At 47.7% G+C, this 15,421-nt stretch carries 17 protein-coding genes; 10 read left to right on the plus strand and 7 right to left on the minus strand.

All coding sequences use genetic code 11. The features are described 5' to 3' along the window. Positions 1–209: 209 nt before the first annotated feature. Both N836_RS51000 and N836_RS51005 read right to left on the minus strand, forming a co-directional pair. On the minus strand, positions 210–1,721 hold the full coding sequence (locus tag N836_RS51000) for a hypothetical protein (protein ID WP_023072521.1): 1,512 nt from the start codon (positions 1,719–1,721) through the stop codon (positions 210–212). A gap of 239 nt (positions 1,722–1,960) precedes the next feature. Beyond that, a complete protein-coding gene (locus tag N836_RS51005) occupies positions 1,961–2,281 on the minus strand; it encodes a hypothetical protein (protein WP_023072522.1) in 321 nt (106 codons plus the stop codon). A gap of 354 nt (positions 2,282–2,635) precedes the next feature. On the opposite strand from N836_RS51005, the gene N836_RS51010 reads away from it, so the two are divergent. From N836_RS51010 to mdh, 7 genes are all read left to right on the plus strand, one after another. Continuing rightward, positions 2,636–3,469: a photosystem II manganese-stabilizing polypeptide gene (locus tag N836_RS51010; protein WP_031292620.1), complete on the plus strand. Its 834-nt coding sequence runs from the start codon at positions 2,636–2,638 to the stop codon at positions 3,467–3,469. 427 nt (positions 3,470–3,896) lie between these two features. Next, complete coding sequence (locus tag N836_RS51015) at positions 3,897–4,691, plus strand: RNA polymerase sigma factor SigF (RefSeq protein WP_023072526.1); 795 nt, start codon at positions 3,897–3,899, stop codon at positions 4,689–4,691. Positions 4,692–4,756: 65 nt separating this feature from the next. Then, positions 4,757–5,578 (plus strand): hypothetical protein, encoded by an 822-nt coding sequence (locus tag N836_RS51020; RefSeq protein ID WP_023072527.1) that lies wholly within the window; start codon positions 4,757–4,759, stop codon positions 5,576–5,578. 273 nt (positions 5,579–5,851) lie between these two features. Further along, the gene (locus N836_RS51025) at positions 5,852–6,037 is read left to right on the plus strand and encodes a photosystem I reaction center subunit IV (RefSeq protein WP_023072528.1); all 186 of its coding nucleotides are present in this window, start codon (positions 5,852–5,854) and stop codon (positions 6,035–6,037) included. A gap of 59 nt (positions 6,038–6,096) precedes the next feature. Then, positions 6,097–6,942 (plus strand): DNA-formamidopyrimidine glycosylase, encoded by an 846-nt coding sequence (locus N836_RS51030; RefSeq protein ID WP_023072529.1) that lies wholly within the window; start codon positions 6,097–6,099, stop codon positions 6,940–6,942. A 46-nt stretch (positions 6,943–6,988) separates the two neighbouring features. Then, positions 6,989–7,204 carry an NAD(P)H-quinone oxidoreductase subunit O gene (locus tag N836_RS51035; protein ID WP_023072530.1) on the plus strand — a complete coding sequence of 72 codons (216 nt, stop codon included), beginning with the start codon at positions 6,989–6,991 and terminating at the stop codon, positions 7,202–7,204. Between the two features lie 240 nt (positions 7,205–7,444). Next, positions 7,445–8,437: a malate dehydrogenase gene (mdh, locus tag N836_RS51040; RefSeq protein WP_023072531.1), complete on the plus strand. Its 993-nt coding sequence runs from the start codon at positions 7,445–7,447 to the stop codon at positions 8,435–8,437. On the opposite strand, the gene lipA is transcribed toward mdh, so the two are convergent. After that, positions 8,434–9,321 carry a lipoyl synthase gene (lipA, locus tag N836_RS51045; RefSeq protein WP_023072532.1) on the minus strand — a complete coding sequence of 296 codons (888 nt, stop codon included), beginning with the start codon at positions 9,319–9,321 and terminating at the stop codon, positions 8,434–8,436. The genes mdh and lipA overlap by 4 nt on opposite strands. A gap of 212 nt (positions 9,322–9,533) precedes the next feature. On the opposite strand from lipA, the gene N836_RS51050 reads away from it, so the two are divergent. Then, positions 9,534–10,124, plus strand: coding sequence for a L,D-transpeptidase (locus N836_RS51050; RefSeq protein ID WP_023072533.1), 591 nt, complete (start codon positions 9,534–9,536; stop codon positions 10,122–10,124). A gap of 176 nt (positions 10,125–10,300) precedes the next feature. After that, positions 10,301–10,630, plus strand: a complete 330-nt coding sequence (locus N836_RS51055) for a hypothetical protein (protein WP_023072534.1) — start codon at positions 10,301–10,303, stop codon at positions 10,628–10,630. A 15-nt stretch (positions 10,631–10,645) separates the two neighbouring features. Here N836_RS51055 and tsaB read toward each other — a convergent pair whose 3' ends face one another. The 3 genes from tsaB to N836_RS51070 form a co-directional block, all read right to left on the minus strand. Further along, positions 10,646–11,317 carry a tRNA (adenosine(37)-N6)-threonylcarbamoyltransferase complex dimerization subunit type 1 TsaB gene (gene tsaB, locus N836_RS51060; RefSeq protein ID WP_235071085.1) on the minus strand — a complete coding sequence of 224 codons (672 nt, stop codon included), beginning with the start codon at positions 11,315–11,317 and terminating at the stop codon, positions 10,646–10,648. Between the two features lie 59 nt (positions 11,318–11,376). Then, positions 11,377–12,087: a hypothetical protein gene (locus tag N836_RS51065; RefSeq protein WP_023072536.1), complete on the minus strand. Its 711-nt coding sequence runs from the start codon at positions 12,085–12,087 to the stop codon at positions 11,377–11,379. Positions 12,088–12,158: 71 nt separating this feature from the next. Continuing rightward, entirely contained in the window at positions 12,159–13,145 is a 987-nt protein-coding gene (locus N836_RS51070; RefSeq protein ID WP_031292621.1) for an endonuclease/exonuclease/phosphatase family protein, read from the minus strand. A 268-nt stretch (positions 13,146–13,413) separates the two neighbouring features. Here N836_RS51070 and cax point away from each other — a divergent pair, with 268 nt between their 5' ends. Next, the gene (gene cax, locus N836_RS51075; protein ID WP_023072538.1) at positions 13,414–14,511 is read left to right on the plus strand and encodes a calcium/proton exchanger; all 1,098 of its coding nucleotides are present in this window, start codon (positions 13,414–13,416) and stop codon (positions 14,509–14,511) included. Here the strand turns inward: cax and N836_RS51080 are convergent. Next, on the minus strand, positions 14,462–15,316 hold the full coding sequence (locus N836_RS51080; RefSeq protein ID WP_023072539.1) for an alpha/beta fold hydrolase: 855 nt from the start codon (positions 15,314–15,316) through the stop codon (positions 14,462–14,464). The genes cax and N836_RS51080 overlap by 50 nt on opposite strands. Between the last annotated feature and the right edge of the window lie 105 nt (positions 15,317–15,421).

A 15,421-nucleotide genomic window follows, 5' to 3' on the forward strand; every position in this document is an offset into this window, starting at 1 on the left:
TAAGCTAAGTAGCCATAGGTGTGTGAGGTGACTGTGTGAGGTAACTAAAGTGATACAGCGTCTATGGCATGCTCTGGTTATCACCATTGGTCTCTATCTGCTATTCGGGTTTCAATCCCTTGACGGAAATCCGTCCTTAAAACAAGCGCAACCCAATAATGGTTTTCATGAAATGCTGGCACGACTGCTAATGTGAAGGATAGACGGTGCTAGGGCAATGCGCAAAATTTTCTCACTCGGTCAAACTCTGGATCTTGCCAAGAATAGGCAAAGTGACTAATTGATTGAATATTTGGAGCAGCTTGCTGAATAGCTGCCATCTGTGCTTCCAGGGAGGGGCGATTATTGATGGACTTACCCCACACCCCCGCTAAAGCAGGGCGAACGTTACTGGCATTACCCTGACGTAGAACCATTTGCACCTCTTGGACAATGCAGCGGGTATTGCCACAAATGCTGTAGGCCATTGGATGCCAACTTATGGAAGAGGGAAAACGATTCCAATGCTGCAATCGGGAGTCATAGCCCTGGGTACCTACAGGCTGGTTAGCACTCGGAAAAAAGACAGCACCGGCAGGAATATTTTGTTGCTTTACGGATTGTGTAGCAGTGTTGAGAAAGTCAATTACACCTTGCACGGCATGGGCCACACTTAATCGCCATAGTTCTAGCTGCAAAACAGGTCGACGCACCGACGCTGAAACATCACTGGTGCTGCCATTTTGTCGGCGACTTTGCCAGAGGGGTTCGATTTCACCGGGAAACTGCTGATCGACTCGCTCAATATCTCCATCTGTCAGATAGCCACGATCGAGAAACTGTCGAATAAGTCCTCTGCCTTTATTGTTTAGGGCTCTTTGTATTAGTGAGTTTTGGGCGGCGTTACCGTAAATCCATAGATCACCAACCTGACCGACAACAGAATTACCACCAGTCCCTCGCGGGTAGCGAATATAGTCGAAGAGCACACCGTCTGGTTTACGCTGAAGTATCAGCTCCAGCATGCGAAGATAGTCGCTCTGAGCCTGATAGTTGTAGGGATCGATAAAAATTTCTTCAGGATTATTGCTACCACCACGACTAGCAAACTCTGAGGTGGTCTCACCACGACCATTACGGGCAAGCACCTGCTGGCGATCGCGACGTTGGCCATAGGAGTAGCCGAAATTCATCGTGAACATCCAGGCGTATACCTTGAGGCCACGCTTGTGGCCTACTGCGATCGCATCTGCCAACAAATCCCGATTTTCATAGCCCTGTTGCTGCACCACACTCGGCCAGACAGTCCGATTATCCCGCTGGGGAAGCAGCACCTGACCGTTGTAAAACGCTTCCGCATAAACTTCGGTGTACCCCAGATTCACCACCCGATCCATCAGAGCGTCCAATACTCCTGGTCGTAAATCACAAGGATACAGTCGCAGCCAAATCGCCTGCTGGCGAGGCCATTGACGCTGACGACAAGACCGCAACATATCAGTATGACGTTTGAGCAGATCGCTGTACTGTGCGATCGCAACTGCATCACCACTTGCCGCCTGTTGACGTAGACTCTCTTTAGCATCAACCTCAACCTGAGACAGCTGACAATACCGATTCAGCTCAGCAGCTTGAGCAAATCCAGGCGTCGGACGATGGAGCATCACCACACTCAGCAATGCCAACAAACTGACCAACAAACAATAGCGCTTGCTCAAATGCCAAAGATTTACCATAGCCATGCACTAAACGAGCATTAACAAAAAAAAGCTGTGATCAAAACACACAGAACATTAAGACCACTGTCAGTAACTAAGTGAATACTCAAACCCAGATACTAAAAGCTGGCAGATTGTAACACCCTTTGCCTAAACGCTTACGGTTATATGTGAATTTCCTTAGATCCCTTAATTTCACCCCTTAGAAAAGCACTAATCTGCTCTCTAGTGATGGCTCTGGCCTCAATATCAATCAAACAGATTCACTCATCAGACGTATCCGGGGCAGTCTCCATTTCCAGCGTATTGAGTAATTCCTTAAGCTTCACTCGCTGAATATAAGGCCATCCACCATTCAATTCAATATCCCTGAGTAAGTGGTACAGATGCTGTCGGTTGTTAGGCAATGATTCTTGAAAAAGGGTCTCACAGATATCTCGATGCAAGTCTTCCAACTCTCGCAAGAGAGTCAAAAGAGCCGCACAATCATTAGCCCTCTTGCGAGCCGCGACCTGCACTGCCAATCGAATTTCCTCAATATCAGCCGTTACCTGATTAGGAGCATCTGAAGAGTAAAGATTCATTTGAATTCTAGAAATATGAGTTCATTTAAATTTGATTGTCACCCGTGATATGACCGAAGCCTGACGATGTGGACAATTTAGTCCAACTTTCATCACGCCCTTGTCTTGATACGACGGTCGAGCTTGTCAATCAGAGCCATAGATTTGGGAATTTTCAGCATTCACCGGGGACTCGTCCGTGTAAAATACTTTCGGGAAGGTTAGTTGACTATCCTGGGGGTGTCTTCGGCAAGCCTAGGGAAAGGGCTTTTTGAAACAGAAAGCTTTAGGCATAGGCAACATCATAAGCCCCTAGTCGGTTCTATAGCCACTGACAAATTTTCTTGCATAAATCTTTTTTGTTTGAGGTTAACCATGAGGTATCGTGCCCTAATCGTTGCATTTTTAGCACTCTGCATGAGTGTTTTAACAGCATGTAGCGATGCTCCCAGTGCTGACAGTGACACCCCCCTAACCTACGATCAGATTAGAAATACAGGATTGGCCAATAGCTGTCCTCAAATTTCTAGCGTTCGTCGCGGGGAAATCGCCATCGAAAACGGCAAGTCTTATCAGATCGCAGGTCTATGCTTAGAGCCGACTAGCTATTTTGTTAAAGAAGAGCCCACCAACAAGCGTAGGGAAGCTGAGTTTGTTCCCGGTAAGTCCCTAACTCGTTACACCTCTAGTTTGGATCAAGTTCGCGGTGCATTAGAGTTAGATACGGATGGTAGCCTAATTTTCCGTGAGAAGGATGGTATTGATTTCCAGGCTGTTACAGTTCTGCTTCCAGGCGGCGAAGAAGTTCCTTTTCTATTCACTGTCAAGGGACTGGTTGCTAAGACTCAGGCTGGTCTAAATGCCATTACATCATCGACTGACTTTATCGGTGACTACCGTGTGCCTTCATACCGCACCTCTAATTTCCTGGATCCAAAAGGTCGTGGTTTGACAACAGGTTACGATACAGCAGTCGCTTTACCGGCTGGTGGTGACAAGGAAGAGCTGATCAAAGAGAATATGAAGGCTTTCAAGGTTGGCGAGGGTACTATTTCTCTTCAAGTTGAGAAAGTTGATAGCGTCACAGGAGAAATTGCCGGTACGTTTGAGGCCGATCAGCCTTCTGACACTGATATGGGTACATCAGAGCCCTCAGAAGTCAAGGTTCAAGGCCTATTCTATGGTCGTGTTGAAACACTTGACGCTTAGAATCAGCCTAAGTATTCGGCTATATACAACTTATTGGAGCTACCTTTTGGCATGTAGCCCCTAATGATTAAAGGGTGGATGGTTCTCCGGAGAACCATCCACCCTTTTTAATGAAGAACTCAGCATCTTACGTAAAATCATCATGAAGATTTTGCCCCCAACTTTGCCCCCAACAATGAGCTTGCGATCGCTTGCGAGCACAAATTTCCGTATATGCGTCGTTGTTCGGGAATGATAGCGGCGTGTAATCTATCGAGTAGTCTGCAGCAAGCTATTGTGATTTCAGTCACTGTGCTGTTTATCTTTGATCTCCACTATTAAGTCATTACGCATCGGTAATGACTTAAGTTCTTGTCTCTCGTAGCTCAATACTGCATCTATCCCAGCGGGCATAGAGTTGAGCCTGTACATGTTAAAGGGGTTCCCCATGTCGTCCAAACTCAACAAAGCACTCAAAAGCGAAACTCTAGAGCTGCTGAATAACTATCAGAAAAATAGTTCACCTGAGCTACGCAACAAGCTAGTCCAAATGAATCTTGGTTTAGTACGTCGAGAAGCTCATCACTGGCTGTACCACTCCAACGAAACCTTTGACGATTTGATGCAGGTTGGCAGTCTAGGCCTGATTCGCGCCATTGAGCGTTTTGATATGTCTAAAGGCTATGCCTTTAGTTCCTTCGCTATCCCCTACATTCGTGGCGAAATTCAGCACTACTTAAGAGATCGAAGTGCCATCGTTCGCATTCCAAGACGTTGGCAGTCGTTGCAGCATCAGTCCGCTCGGATCATCCGTCAGCTACAAGAGCAATTAGATCGTAAACCCACCGATCAAGAAATCGCGGATCAACTAAAAATCACGGTTCAGGAATGGCAAGACGTTAAGTTAGCAAGTCGGAACCGCTCACTACTGAGTTTAGACGCCCCCATTCAGGATGAAGGGAGTGGCTCAGCCTCCCTCAGTGATTTATTACCTGACCCCAAATATCGTAGCTTTCAACTAGCTCAAGAAGACCGTATTCGTCTTCAGCAGGGATTAGCACAGCTAGAGCGTAGGACACAAGAAGTATTGGAATTCGTCTTTTTACACGATTTAACGCAAAAAGAAACCGCTGAACGCCTGGGCATTAGTGCTGTCACCGTTTCTCGTCGAGTTAAAAGTGGGCTTAAGCGTCTGAGAGATCTTATGGCTCCCCACGAAGAGGACGAAAAGGATTTTGCCTAATAGGCTATGCATTTGGCGAATCTTGCTTTATACTTTGCGAACAAAAGTCCTTGGAGGAGGTAAAGATGCAGCGTCTGCTCTTGGTATTGCTAATAACGACTGGGGCAATTTCCCTGAGCGGTTGTGGGTTCTTTAATCGCAACAGTGATGTTGCTGAAGAGCCAACTACCCCAACGGAAGAAGCCGCCACTCAATCAGTGGAAACCGCAGAAGGTGACCTTCCTGATATCCCCGAGGGTGAAGATTCAGACAGTGTAGTTGCGGTTACCGAAAATTCTCCTACAGTTATTGCCCGTGATCTAATTCAGTCTACTAATCCAAATGAGAGGACTATTGGCGTCGAGCGTACTCGTAATGATCCCTTTGCGGAATTAACGATTCCTCTGATTCCTCCCGAACCGATTGAAGTTCCAGAATCTAATACTGGCCAACCTGCTACTGCGGCTACAGGCGCTACTGCTCAAGCAGGCACTAACAATAATGCTGGTAATGCACAGGGAAGTCCCGTAATATCAGACCGCCAGGTCGAGTTAGGTCGACCTGAAATAGCCGCTTTACCTGAAATTCCGCAGCCGACAACAGCAAGAGCTGTAAGGGTATCCGGTGTCATCCAAATTGGGGGTTCTCCTTACGCTATTGTCAAAGCGCCAAATGAGATAGAGCGCTATGTCAGACAGGGAGAGAGAATCGCTGGTGGTAGCGTTGTCGTCAAGCGCATCGATACGGGTTCTATCGAACCACGGGTGATTTTGGTTGAGAACGGTATTGAAGTGGAGCGTTTCGTTACAGCCGACGAAGTCGTCGAAGAGGAAGAAGACACATCTCCTGCCACAGAAGCCGTTTCTGCAATTGGGACTTTGCCAACATTGCCTCGCCCCGGTCTTTGAGACAACGTTAATTAGTTGAATCTCAATAACGATTTAATCAACGCCGCTAGTTTTGATACTAGCGGCGTTTACTTTAACTTTGATTTTGTTTCAAAGCAACAAAGCTATTTTGGATATTGCGCCTCTTTCTAAAGAATTATTTCTAAAATCTGCGATATGCAACAATTCTTAAATGCCGTGAATGTAAGTTCTGTTCAGAGGAGTAGTAACCTGGTGAACAGGTAGCTTGCTGCTTGCATTTATTACTCGTCTTTGAACAAGAGAGGACTATTCATGGTTAAGCGTGGATCCAAAGTACGTATCCTACGAAAGGATTCTTATTGGTTTCAAGATATTGGCACGGTTGCTTCTGTTGACCAAAGCGGTATCAAGTATCCGGTCGTTGTTCGGTTTGACAAGATTAACTACGCTGGCGTTAATACCAACAACTTTGCCGAATCGGAAGTCAAGGAACTCTAGTAGTTCCAGCACTCTAGGATGGCTTGGTAGAATTAGCAAAGCTGTTTGTCTAATTTGCCTTGCCAGAACTTCCTGAAGTAGAAACTGTCCGACGAGGGCTCAGTCGAGTTACTCTGTATCAACCTATTCGGGGTGGGGATGTGCTTTTAGACCGCAGCATTGCCCATCCCGTTTCTATTGAAGATTTCTTACCAGCCATTCTGGGAGCGGAAATTACGGCATGGCAGCGTCGGGGTAAGTATTTGATGGCTGTTTTAGCACGTCATCAACAACCGGCTGGCTGGTTAGGCTGCCACCTCAGGATGACCGGGCAACTCCTATGGGTTGAACAGTCAATGCCTGTATCGTCCCACTGCCGTGTTCGAATCTTTTTTGAGCATGGGCGAGAGCTACGCTACGTTGACCAGCGCACCTTTGGGCGTCTATGGTGGGTGCCTCCGGAGACACGGCCTGAGCAAATTATGACGGGACTGCAGCGGTTAGGCCCAGAGCCTTTTGCCGATGAGTTTTCTCTGGTATATCTCAAGAATTGGTTTGGGCGTCGGCAGCGGCCTGTGAAAAACGCATTGCTTGACCAAGCGCTGGTGGCAGGGATTGGCAATATCTATGCTGATGAGGCGCTGTTTTTGAGCGGCATTCGACCCACGATGAGGTGCGATCGCATTTCTCAACCACAACTCAAGCGACTCCACACGGCTATCCGCAAAGTGCTCACTGACAGTATTGAGGCCGGTGGCACCACCTTTAGCGACTTTCGCGATATCCATGGCATCAATGGCAATTATGGCGGTGTTGCCTGGGTCTATGACCGCGAAGATGAGCCCTGTCGTGTCTGTAGCACTCCCATTCAGCGCATTAAGCTAGCCGGACGTTCAGCTCACTACTGCCCAAGCTGCCAGAAATAATCTGATTAAGCGCGATAATATAACGAGCAGTTAATTCTTCTTAGTAATGGCTATCAAAAAAGGTACTTTTGTCCGCGCCGTGCGCGAAAAACTAGAAAACAGCGTAGAAGCCACTGCTAGTGATACTCGGTTTCCTCCCTATATTTTTGAGACCCCAGGCGAGATTCTCGAAATGCGTGACGACTACGCCCTGGTTAAATTTGGTCGAGTCCCTACTCCCAACATTTGGCTACAGATAGCTCAGCTTGAAGAGTTTAAATAAACACACATTAGGCACATATTACATTAGGCACATATTAAGAATCCTGATGGGATACTGCCAAGGCTCAGCCGCTCTCGACACAATGGAGATAGAAACCTTGTCCACGTCTAGAATGGTCGTTTGACAATATTTGACAATAGAGAAAGGCAGGTTTGGACTCGGTTAATCCATTTAGTGAACCGTTTTCAGGGTAACTGACAGGCTTGTTCAGATGCCCTGAAGCGGTCTGTTAGGAGTCCTATGGTAGTCGCCAGTCCATCGCTTCAAACCGCAGTTATAAATAAGGCTGCGATCTCAATTCCCAAAATTACCGTCATTGGAGCAGGTAATGTCGGTGCCAGCCTGGCTCGATGCCTGCTTTCCCAAAATTTAGGCCATGTTGTGCTGTTAGATATCATCGAAGGCCGTCCTCAGGGTCTAGCCCTCGATATGGCAGAGGCACAGCCCTTAGAAGGGTATAGCTACAACATTACTGGAACCAACAACTATCAAGATACAGCCGGATCACAAGTGATTGTGATTACCGCCGGGCTGCCTCGCAAACCCGGAATGTCTAGAGATGACCTGCTCAAAGTTAACGGCAGTATCATCCTAGACGTAATGGCAAAAGCTCTTCCTCACTCCCCCAACGCCTATTTTATTTTGGTCACTAATCCATTGGATGTGATGACCTATCTCGCCTGGAGGAGTAGTGGCCTGCCCCACAGCCGTGTGCTTGGGCAGGCAGGCGTACTCGATTCCGCCAGGTTCCGTACATTTATCGCGCAAGCTTTAAAGGTTCCACCCCAGGACGTAGCCACCATGGTGCTGGGTGGCCACGGTGATTTGATGGTGCCATTAATCAGCTATACCACTGTCAACGGGATTCCCCTGACTGAACTACTACCAGCCGCAGAAATCGAGCAACTGGTAGAACGCACCCGTCAGGGCGGAGCCGAAATTGTGAACTATCTCAAAACGGGTGGAGCTTTTTATGCACCTGCAGCCGCTACAGCTAGTATGGTTGCAGCCATTCTGCAAAACCAGTCATCCATACTACCCGTTTCCGCCTATCTGGATGGCCAATATGGGCTCAAAGATATCTACCTAGGCGTTCCCTGCCGTCTCAATAGCAAGGGTGTAGCTTCTGTTGTCGAACTGTCCATAACCGCTAATGAGCAGCAGGGACTTCAGACCTCGGCTGACTCAGTCCGAAAAACCCTGGACAAGGCACTACCCATGTTTTCAGTTTAAACAGCCTGGGGACGAAGACGCGGATACTCAATCATCAGCCGTCGCACTTCCTCAGCATGGTAGGAGCTACGTGTCAGCGGAGAAGATACAACCTGTAAAAAGCCCATAGCCTCACCAATCCGTTGCCACTGATCGAACTGCTCAGGCGTAATAAAATCTTGTACACCCAGGTGCTTTTGAGTGGGCTGCAAATATTGCCCAATCGTCAGGATGTCGCAGTCTACAGCTCGCAAGTCGGCCATTACTTGACGGACTTCTTCATCGGTTTCCCCTAACCCCACCATAATGCCTGACTTGGTGTAAATCCAGGGCGCAAGCTCACGGGTACGCTTCAGTAGTTCAAGGCTACGCTGATAGTCACCCTGGGGACGCACACGCCGATAGAGCCGCAGCACAGTTTCTGTATTGTGGTTCATCACCTCAGGCGCTGCTGACAGAATGGTCTTAAGGGCATCCCAGTTACCACACAAATCAGGAATCAGTACTTCAATAGTGGTGTTGGGTGAAAGCTTCCGTGTCTCTTCAATGCAACGGACAAATTGGCTGGCACCACCATCAGGCAAGTCATCACGGTTGACCGAGGTAATCACCACATGGTTTAAACCCATGCGTCGTACCGCTTCGCCCAAACGTAAAGGCTCCGTTGGATCTAATGCCTGAGGCTTTTTCTCAAAGTCAATATCGCAATAGGGACAGGCCCGAGTACAGGCGGGTCCCATAATTAAAAATGTGGCCGTCCCAGCATTAAAGCACTCACCAATATTTGGGCAAGAAGCTTCTTCACACACGGTGTTGAGAGCCAGATCCTGCAAAATACCTTTAACGTTACCAACTCTTTCCCATTGAGGAGCTTTAACTCTAAGCCAGTCTGGTTTAACGGTCACACTACGTTACCTCTATAAATTAGGGTTGCGATTGCCAGATATTTAACGGCACTAATGATTCTAACAACTTCAGGCCAAGGATATGGCCGGTTTCAAAGCGCAAAGTAAAACCTGGCAGAGTGCAAACCTATCCCTGGAAAATCAGTGAAATGGGTAAGATATTCAATAATTAAGACATCTCAACTGCCCTACGTCTTCTCGTCTTTTCTGTAATGCAAGGTCTTCATCCCTTAGCTCGCAGTTTCGCCCTATTGTGCATCGGTTCAGCCCTGGCCTTGTCCATTTTAGAGTGGCATGATCCGTTGGGCTGGAAGGTCGCCGATGCTCGACCGACCGAAGAAAATAATAACCTCAGCACTCGCATCTCGATTACGAAGGGTCGCCGACCTCAGCCAGCACAGCACCTGCCGCAGTCAGATATTCAAATCGTAGTACGGTTGAACACACGAACAGTCACTGTGTATCGACGGGGTGAAAGCATCAAGGAATATCTCATCGCCATTGGTCAGCAAGAATGGGAAACCCCAGAAGGTAGTTTCAAGGTGATTCAAAAGGACGAATACCCTATATGGCAACACCCAATTACCGGGGAAATCGTACCAGCAGGAAAGGATAACCCCTTAGGCTCACGCTGGATTGGCTTTTTATCAAGCCCTGATGGTGAAATTGGCTTTCATGGAACTAATGAAGAAAGTTTGATTGGTGAAGCCATATCTCACGGCTGTATACGCATGCTAAATGAAGACATTGAAGATCTGTACACCTACGTTGAGCTCGGCACTATAGTCATGGTGAAGCGATAAAAAAGGTTCAAGGGCTGCGACCGATCACGATTTAGGTGACCTATGGGACAGAACGCAGCAAATCATTTAGCCTATTTATAGTGAATGATTTTTAAGATCCATAAAAATTCTTAAAGTCGGCAATCGGGCTTACCTGCAGTAGCAGCGTCCTATATCCAGCAATTTTTCTTTATCTAATGACTTTTGATCCAGTTTGGATTTCCGGCGTGTTTTTATGGGCTCTAGCGCTCTACCTAATGTTTTCACCCCTGGCCCTGCGACTAGTTGGTGCTTTGGAACAGCAGGCAGGGGGCTGGCTAGCATCCAGAAAAAATGCGTCTGACTTAGCAGAGCTTTACGCGTCGGTTATGAGTATTGTGCCCTTTATCTTGGCGGGGGGCCTTTGCAACTACCTCTTGGATATCAGTATGGGACGCAGCTGGACTTTGAGTGTTGGCATCATTAGCTGCATCGGCAGTGGCGTTTATGAATTGGGCCGCCGTGATGGGCAAGCAAATCAAGACTAGAGCGCAGCTACTCATTTAGGACGTGACGGGATGTTGACCATAAAACGGAATCACCTCGCGCCAGTTGGGATATTCATTTGTTTTCCATTGCTCATAGCCAAGTTGCAATAGCGATGATGTAGTGGTAGCTAGGCCTACACCTGATTCCAGTGATAATTGAACCAGCGGGTGGGACCATTGGCTCTGTTTTAGCTGCCAGTCCTCAGCGGCTAAAACTGTATCTTCTAGCTTTGAGAGTAAGGTTTTTCCAGTCCAGTGGTAGACCGCACCATAAACTGCGCCTCGTTTAGCAGGCATAGTAATGGCAATATCTGTGGCTGATGATTGAGCGATCTCAGACTCAGATTTTGGGGCGGACGTTGCCAGGTAGTGGTGGGCAAAAGCCGCTAACGCAGAGATACCGAAAAGAGGAATGTCTAACTGCTGTGCCAGGGTACGGGCGGTGGCAACGCCTATACGCGTGCCGGTAAACCCGCCGGGGCCAATGCATACGGCAATAAATTTCAAGTCCTGCCAGCATTGAGGGGCTAAAAACTCTTGCAGTAGAGCATGGAGCTGACTGGATAAATCGCGACCCAAATCCCAGGATTGGTAACGATGCATCTGGTCAAAATTGCTGATGGCTAATCCTAGTTCAGGTGTGGATGTGTGAAGCGCCAAGCCAAACATTTTTAAGTCATACCGCACAGTTGATAGCGAATCCTCAGCCCTATGGCTGCGACTCTGCCCATCAACGTTACCAGACTCTAGGGACTGGCTTCAGCACTAGATGATTGAGTCGCCGCAAAATAGAAACCTAAGAGCAATGTCCGGTTTTGCCATTTTTTAAAGCTCACAGCCCTGAAAAACATCAGATAGGCAAGGTAGCCAATCAAAGGAGCAATCAATAACAATTCCAGGGAACTTAGACGAACGGCATTCACCAGACTGACTATCGTTAGGAGCAGACAGCCTAGGGATAGATTGCGATACATAATGTGTGAAGCAATCAGAGTATCTGCAGCTGCTACAGAAGGACTGTTGCGCTCACGCAGATAGGCTTTGAGGCGACTATCCATCCAGTCTAGGTTTTTCGGTATCCCAATTTTTTCTCGTAGCTGTAATACCAGTCGATCTTCGAATTCTAGAGAGTAGGACTGATCTGGCTTCATTTTTTGCAGTGCTTGGTCTCTGTCTGTTAGCTGAGTGCCAAAATACATGTAGTCACATCTGAAAAGCTTGCATAGACGAAGAAAATACTTCCAACTGAGTCCCTGAATAGTGCCACCAATGATATAGCTGAGAAACAGAATCGTTAGCGAGATCGCTAGCGTTCCACTACTCTTAATCACCGGCACCAAATCCGTCAGGCTAGCCACCGGGTTATAAATCAAAAACCCCGCCAAAACGAATGGCGCACCTCCGACAATTGCGGCAAATAGTTCAAAGGGACCAAGGGAATACTTCAGCTGTTCCATAGGATGCAATACCGATCTGCACGGTTCTTCAGCAAATCAAACTGATTTTCCACAAAATCAGGCAGTTAACCTCACTTAAAGGTAAACGTCATCACCAGAGGCAGATGATCTGATGCCGTCCCCACCTCTGTCACCACGCGGGTATCGTTCAGTTCAATCGTTGCTGGCGTGTAGAACAAGTAATCCAGCTTGTGTTCAAGGGGTTCAGAGGGAAATGTGGGCTGTTCAGTCCATTGGTCTCTGGATACAGCCGATGTAAACAGTGCGGACTCCGCCATAATTTCAATCGACCGCTCCCCTTCCTCCGGGCGATTGAGGGCACTGTTAAAATCCCCCACTAGCAATACCGGATAGTCTTGAGCATAGGTTTCAGCCATTTCCCGTACGGCACGGGTTTGATTAAATCGAGTAGGGTTATCAAAGGCTTCCAGGTGAACATTAATAATAATCAGCGGCCGATCATTGATGTCGACTTGAGTCACCTGAGCCAGACGGTCTAAATAGACAGCGTTGTAAAAAAATGGACGGCTAGCTACTTTTTCCAACACGACACGCTCATTTTTTACGATTGGGTGGCGACTCAGTACCGCCTGACCGGAGACGATTTTGCCAAAGTGGGCTGATATGGGCCAATAGGGAAATGGCACATAGTTTTTGTCCCAGTTGATGGCTAACCCGGCATAGGGTAGCGCCAGGGCATTGGCTAGAGCATCTAGCTGATTGACGTTGTAAGAGCGTTTGGAGTCGATATCGATTTCTTGAAAAGCGATGATATCGGGATTGAGGGGGCGGAGAGCTGCGATCGCATCTTTCAAATGCCCCTCAAATAAATCCTGAGGTCGTTCCACAGCTTCCTGATTAGTCAACCCCGACAAGTACCCAATGTTGTAGGACACCAAGGAAAACGTACTACTGTCAGCTTCAGAACTATCGACATCATAGGTGAGGATATCTGTATATTGCTCACGGGGATAGCTACCGGCAGTAGCCCAGACATAAAACACCACTAGTGCCAGCGCTAAAGAACCTAAAATCGCCAAAACTAACTTCAACATCATTTCATCCTCACCGGATTTAGTACTTAATGCCCGTACTCAATCTAAGACCCGAACGTTCGGGTCTTCAGATACCTGAATAACTTGTTAAGTTCACCCCAAGAATAGATGGCAATATTCCCGAACTTGATGCACCTTTGGGTAATCTGATGATGCTATCAAGACAATGGGCTAATTTAATTGGGGCAAATGTCTTCTAAATTCAAGCATTTTCCAAATTTAACGGGCGCTTTTGTCTGCTGCGCGGTTCAAACAATGATTTAAGGCCTTCATGTCTGTAAAAAACCTAATTTTCTTCGGTCTACTGATATTTGTGCCGATTTCTGCCGCTGCCCATTTCCTTGGCTGGGGTGAACTGACCGTTTTTGTTACAGCTGCGATCGCAATCATTCCGCTAGCAGGCTGGATGGGCCAAGCTACAGAGGAAATTGCTGTGGTTGTAGGCCCTTCCTTGGGGGGGCTACTCAACGCCACCTTCGGCAACGCTACAGAATTGATTATTGCCCTGATTGCACTCAATGCCGGGCTGATCAATGTAGTTAAATCCAGCATCACTGGCTCAATTATCGGTAACTTACTGCTAGTGATGGGCCTATCGATGCTGCTGGGAGGCATCAAGTTTAAGGAGCAGGCCTTCCAGCCAGTGATTGCCCGCATGAACGCATCTTCTATGAATTTAGCGGTCATCGCGATTTTATTACCGACGGCGGTAGACTTTACTTCACCCTCCATCACTGAGCCCACACTACAGCGCCTATCTGTAGCCGTAGCTATCGTTTTAATTCTGGTTTACGGTCTCACACTGCTGTTTTCGATGAAAACCCACGCCTATCTCTACGATGTGGGCACCGCTGAAGAGGAAGGGTTAGCAGAAGAAGAACATCATGAACAGCCTAACCTTCCCCTTTGGATTGGGGTGCTTTTGGCAGCCACCCTGGTTGTGGCCGTGGAGTCCGAGTGGCTAGTGGGTTCTTTAGAAGTGGCCACTGAGCAGCTGGGACTATCGGAACTATTCACCGGGGTGATTCTGCTGCCCATCATTGGTAACGCAGCAGAGCATGCCACGGCTATCACCGTAGCTTTGAAAAACAAGATGGACCTATCTCTATCTGTTGCAGTTGGGTCCAGTATGCAGATTGCCTTGTTTGTGGCTCCAGTGCTGGTCATTGCTGGCTGGTTAATGGGTAAACCCATGGACCTTGACTTTAATAATTTTCAGCTAATCGCCGTGGCCGTTTCAATTTTGATTGCCAATTCCATTAGCAGCGATGGTAGTTCCAATTGGTTAGAGGGGACATTATTGCTAGCAACCTACACCATTATTGGTCTGGCCTTCTTTTTCCATCCCATGATTGAAGGAATTGGTTGATTAAGGTGGCAATGAGATCGCATTCCGTCTGAGTTAAGTCATGATCGGCCTCAGGGAGCACCTCAAACTTTGCACCTGGTATCCCTTGACCATAGGTTTCACAATGCCATAGCGGAATGGTCGTATCCTGGGCACCGGCAATTACCAAAGCAGGCCTATTGATTTTGTGAATATCTTTCTCAACCGTGTCAATGGCATCCTCGGGGCGTAGCCGATCAACGATAAAGGATTTGGCGACGGGCTGTTTGCCAAACTCCCGTCGGGCCATGGCCACCTGTTCATAAGTCTTTTGCTGACCCGTGACTTGAGCAATGGGTTTAATACCAGTGAGCACCCAATCCACCACAGGGGTTTCCCACAAAATTGGCCGCATATAGTTGTAGCGTCCCACAAAACTGTCATCACGAATCCCGGCCGGGGCGATCAAAATCAGCTGGCTGAGCACGGATGGATTTACATCAGCCTGCTCAATAGCAAAGGCAGCACTGGTCCACCCCCCATAGGAATGCCCTATTAGCGCCACATTGGTGAGTCCTAATGCAGCAATAAACTCGCTTAAAAATGCAGTTTGATGCCAGATGGTGTATTTGAGCTTGGGCTTAGAGGAGCCGCCAAACCCTAGCAAGTCTAGAGCAATACAGCGATAGCGCTCAGCTAGCCTTGTCATCAAGGAACGCCACAGACTGCTTTCCCCCAGAAAACCATGAAGAAACAGTAAGACAGGGGACTCCTGTGTGCCAGATTCGGTCCCAAAGTCTAGGTAGGCCGCTTGATATTGACTAAGCTGAACCGTTGATTTTTGCACCCCTCGTCTCCTGGTATAACTGTTCTCATCTTCTAAGATCGCAGCCCACTTTGGAGTTCAGGTCAGAAGATTCAGGTCAGAAAATACTGATTGACTCCTAGTTTT

The organism is Leptolyngbya sp. Heron Island J, from assembly GCF_000482245.1.
Lineage (GTDB): Bacteria > Cyanobacteriota > Cyanobacteriia > Phormidesmidales > Phormidesmidaceae > Leptothoe.

Excerpts from the sequence above, each read along its gene's own strand:
- N836_RS51000 (WP_023072521.1), bottom strand. The coding sequence starts at position 1,721 with ATGGCTATGGTAAATCTTTGGCATTTGAGCAAGCGCTATTGTTTGTTG.
- N836_RS51005 (WP_023072522.1), bottom strand. The coding sequence starts at position 2,281 with ATGAATCTTTACTCTTCAGATGCTCCTAATCAGGTAACGGCTGATATT.
- N836_RS51010 (WP_031292620.1), top strand. The coding sequence starts at position 2,636 with ATGAGGTATCGTGCCCTAATCGTTGCATTTTTAGCACTCTGCATGAGT.
- N836_RS51015 (WP_023072526.1), top strand. The coding sequence starts at position 3,897 with ATGTCGTCCAAACTCAACAAAGCACTCAAAAGCGAAACTCTAGAGCTG.
- N836_RS51020 (WP_023072527.1), top strand. The coding sequence starts at position 4,757 with ATGCAGCGTCTGCTCTTGGTATTGCTAATAACGACTGGGGCAATTTCC.
- N836_RS51025 (WP_023072528.1), top strand. The coding sequence starts at position 5,852 with ATGGTTAAGCGTGGATCCAAAGTACGTATCCTACGAAAGGATTCTTAT.
- N836_RS51035 (WP_023072530.1), top strand. The coding sequence starts at position 6,989 with ATGGCTATCAAAAAAGGTACTTTTGTCCGCGCCGTGCGCGAAAAACTA.
- mdh (WP_023072531.1), top strand. The coding sequence starts at position 7,445 with ATGGTAGTCGCCAGTCCATCGCTTCAAACCGCAGTTATAAATAAGGCT.
- N836_RS51050 (WP_023072533.1), top strand. The coding sequence starts at position 9,534 with ATGCAAGGTCTTCATCCCTTAGCTCGCAGTTTCGCCCTATTGTGCATC.
- N836_RS51055 (WP_023072534.1), top strand. The coding sequence starts at position 10,301 with ATGACTTTTGATCCAGTTTGGATTTCCGGCGTGTTTTTATGGGCTCTA.
- N836_RS51065 (WP_023072536.1), bottom strand. The coding sequence starts at position 12,087 with ATGGAACAGCTGAAGTATTCCCTTGGTCCCTTTGAACTATTTGCCGCA.
- N836_RS51070 (WP_031292621.1), bottom strand. The coding sequence starts at position 13,145 with ATGATGTTGAAGTTAGTTTTGGCGATTTTAGGTTCTTTAGCGCTGGCA.
- cax (WP_023072538.1), top strand. The coding sequence starts at position 13,414 with ATGTCTGTAAAAAACCTAATTTTCTTCGGTCTACTGATATTTGTGCCG.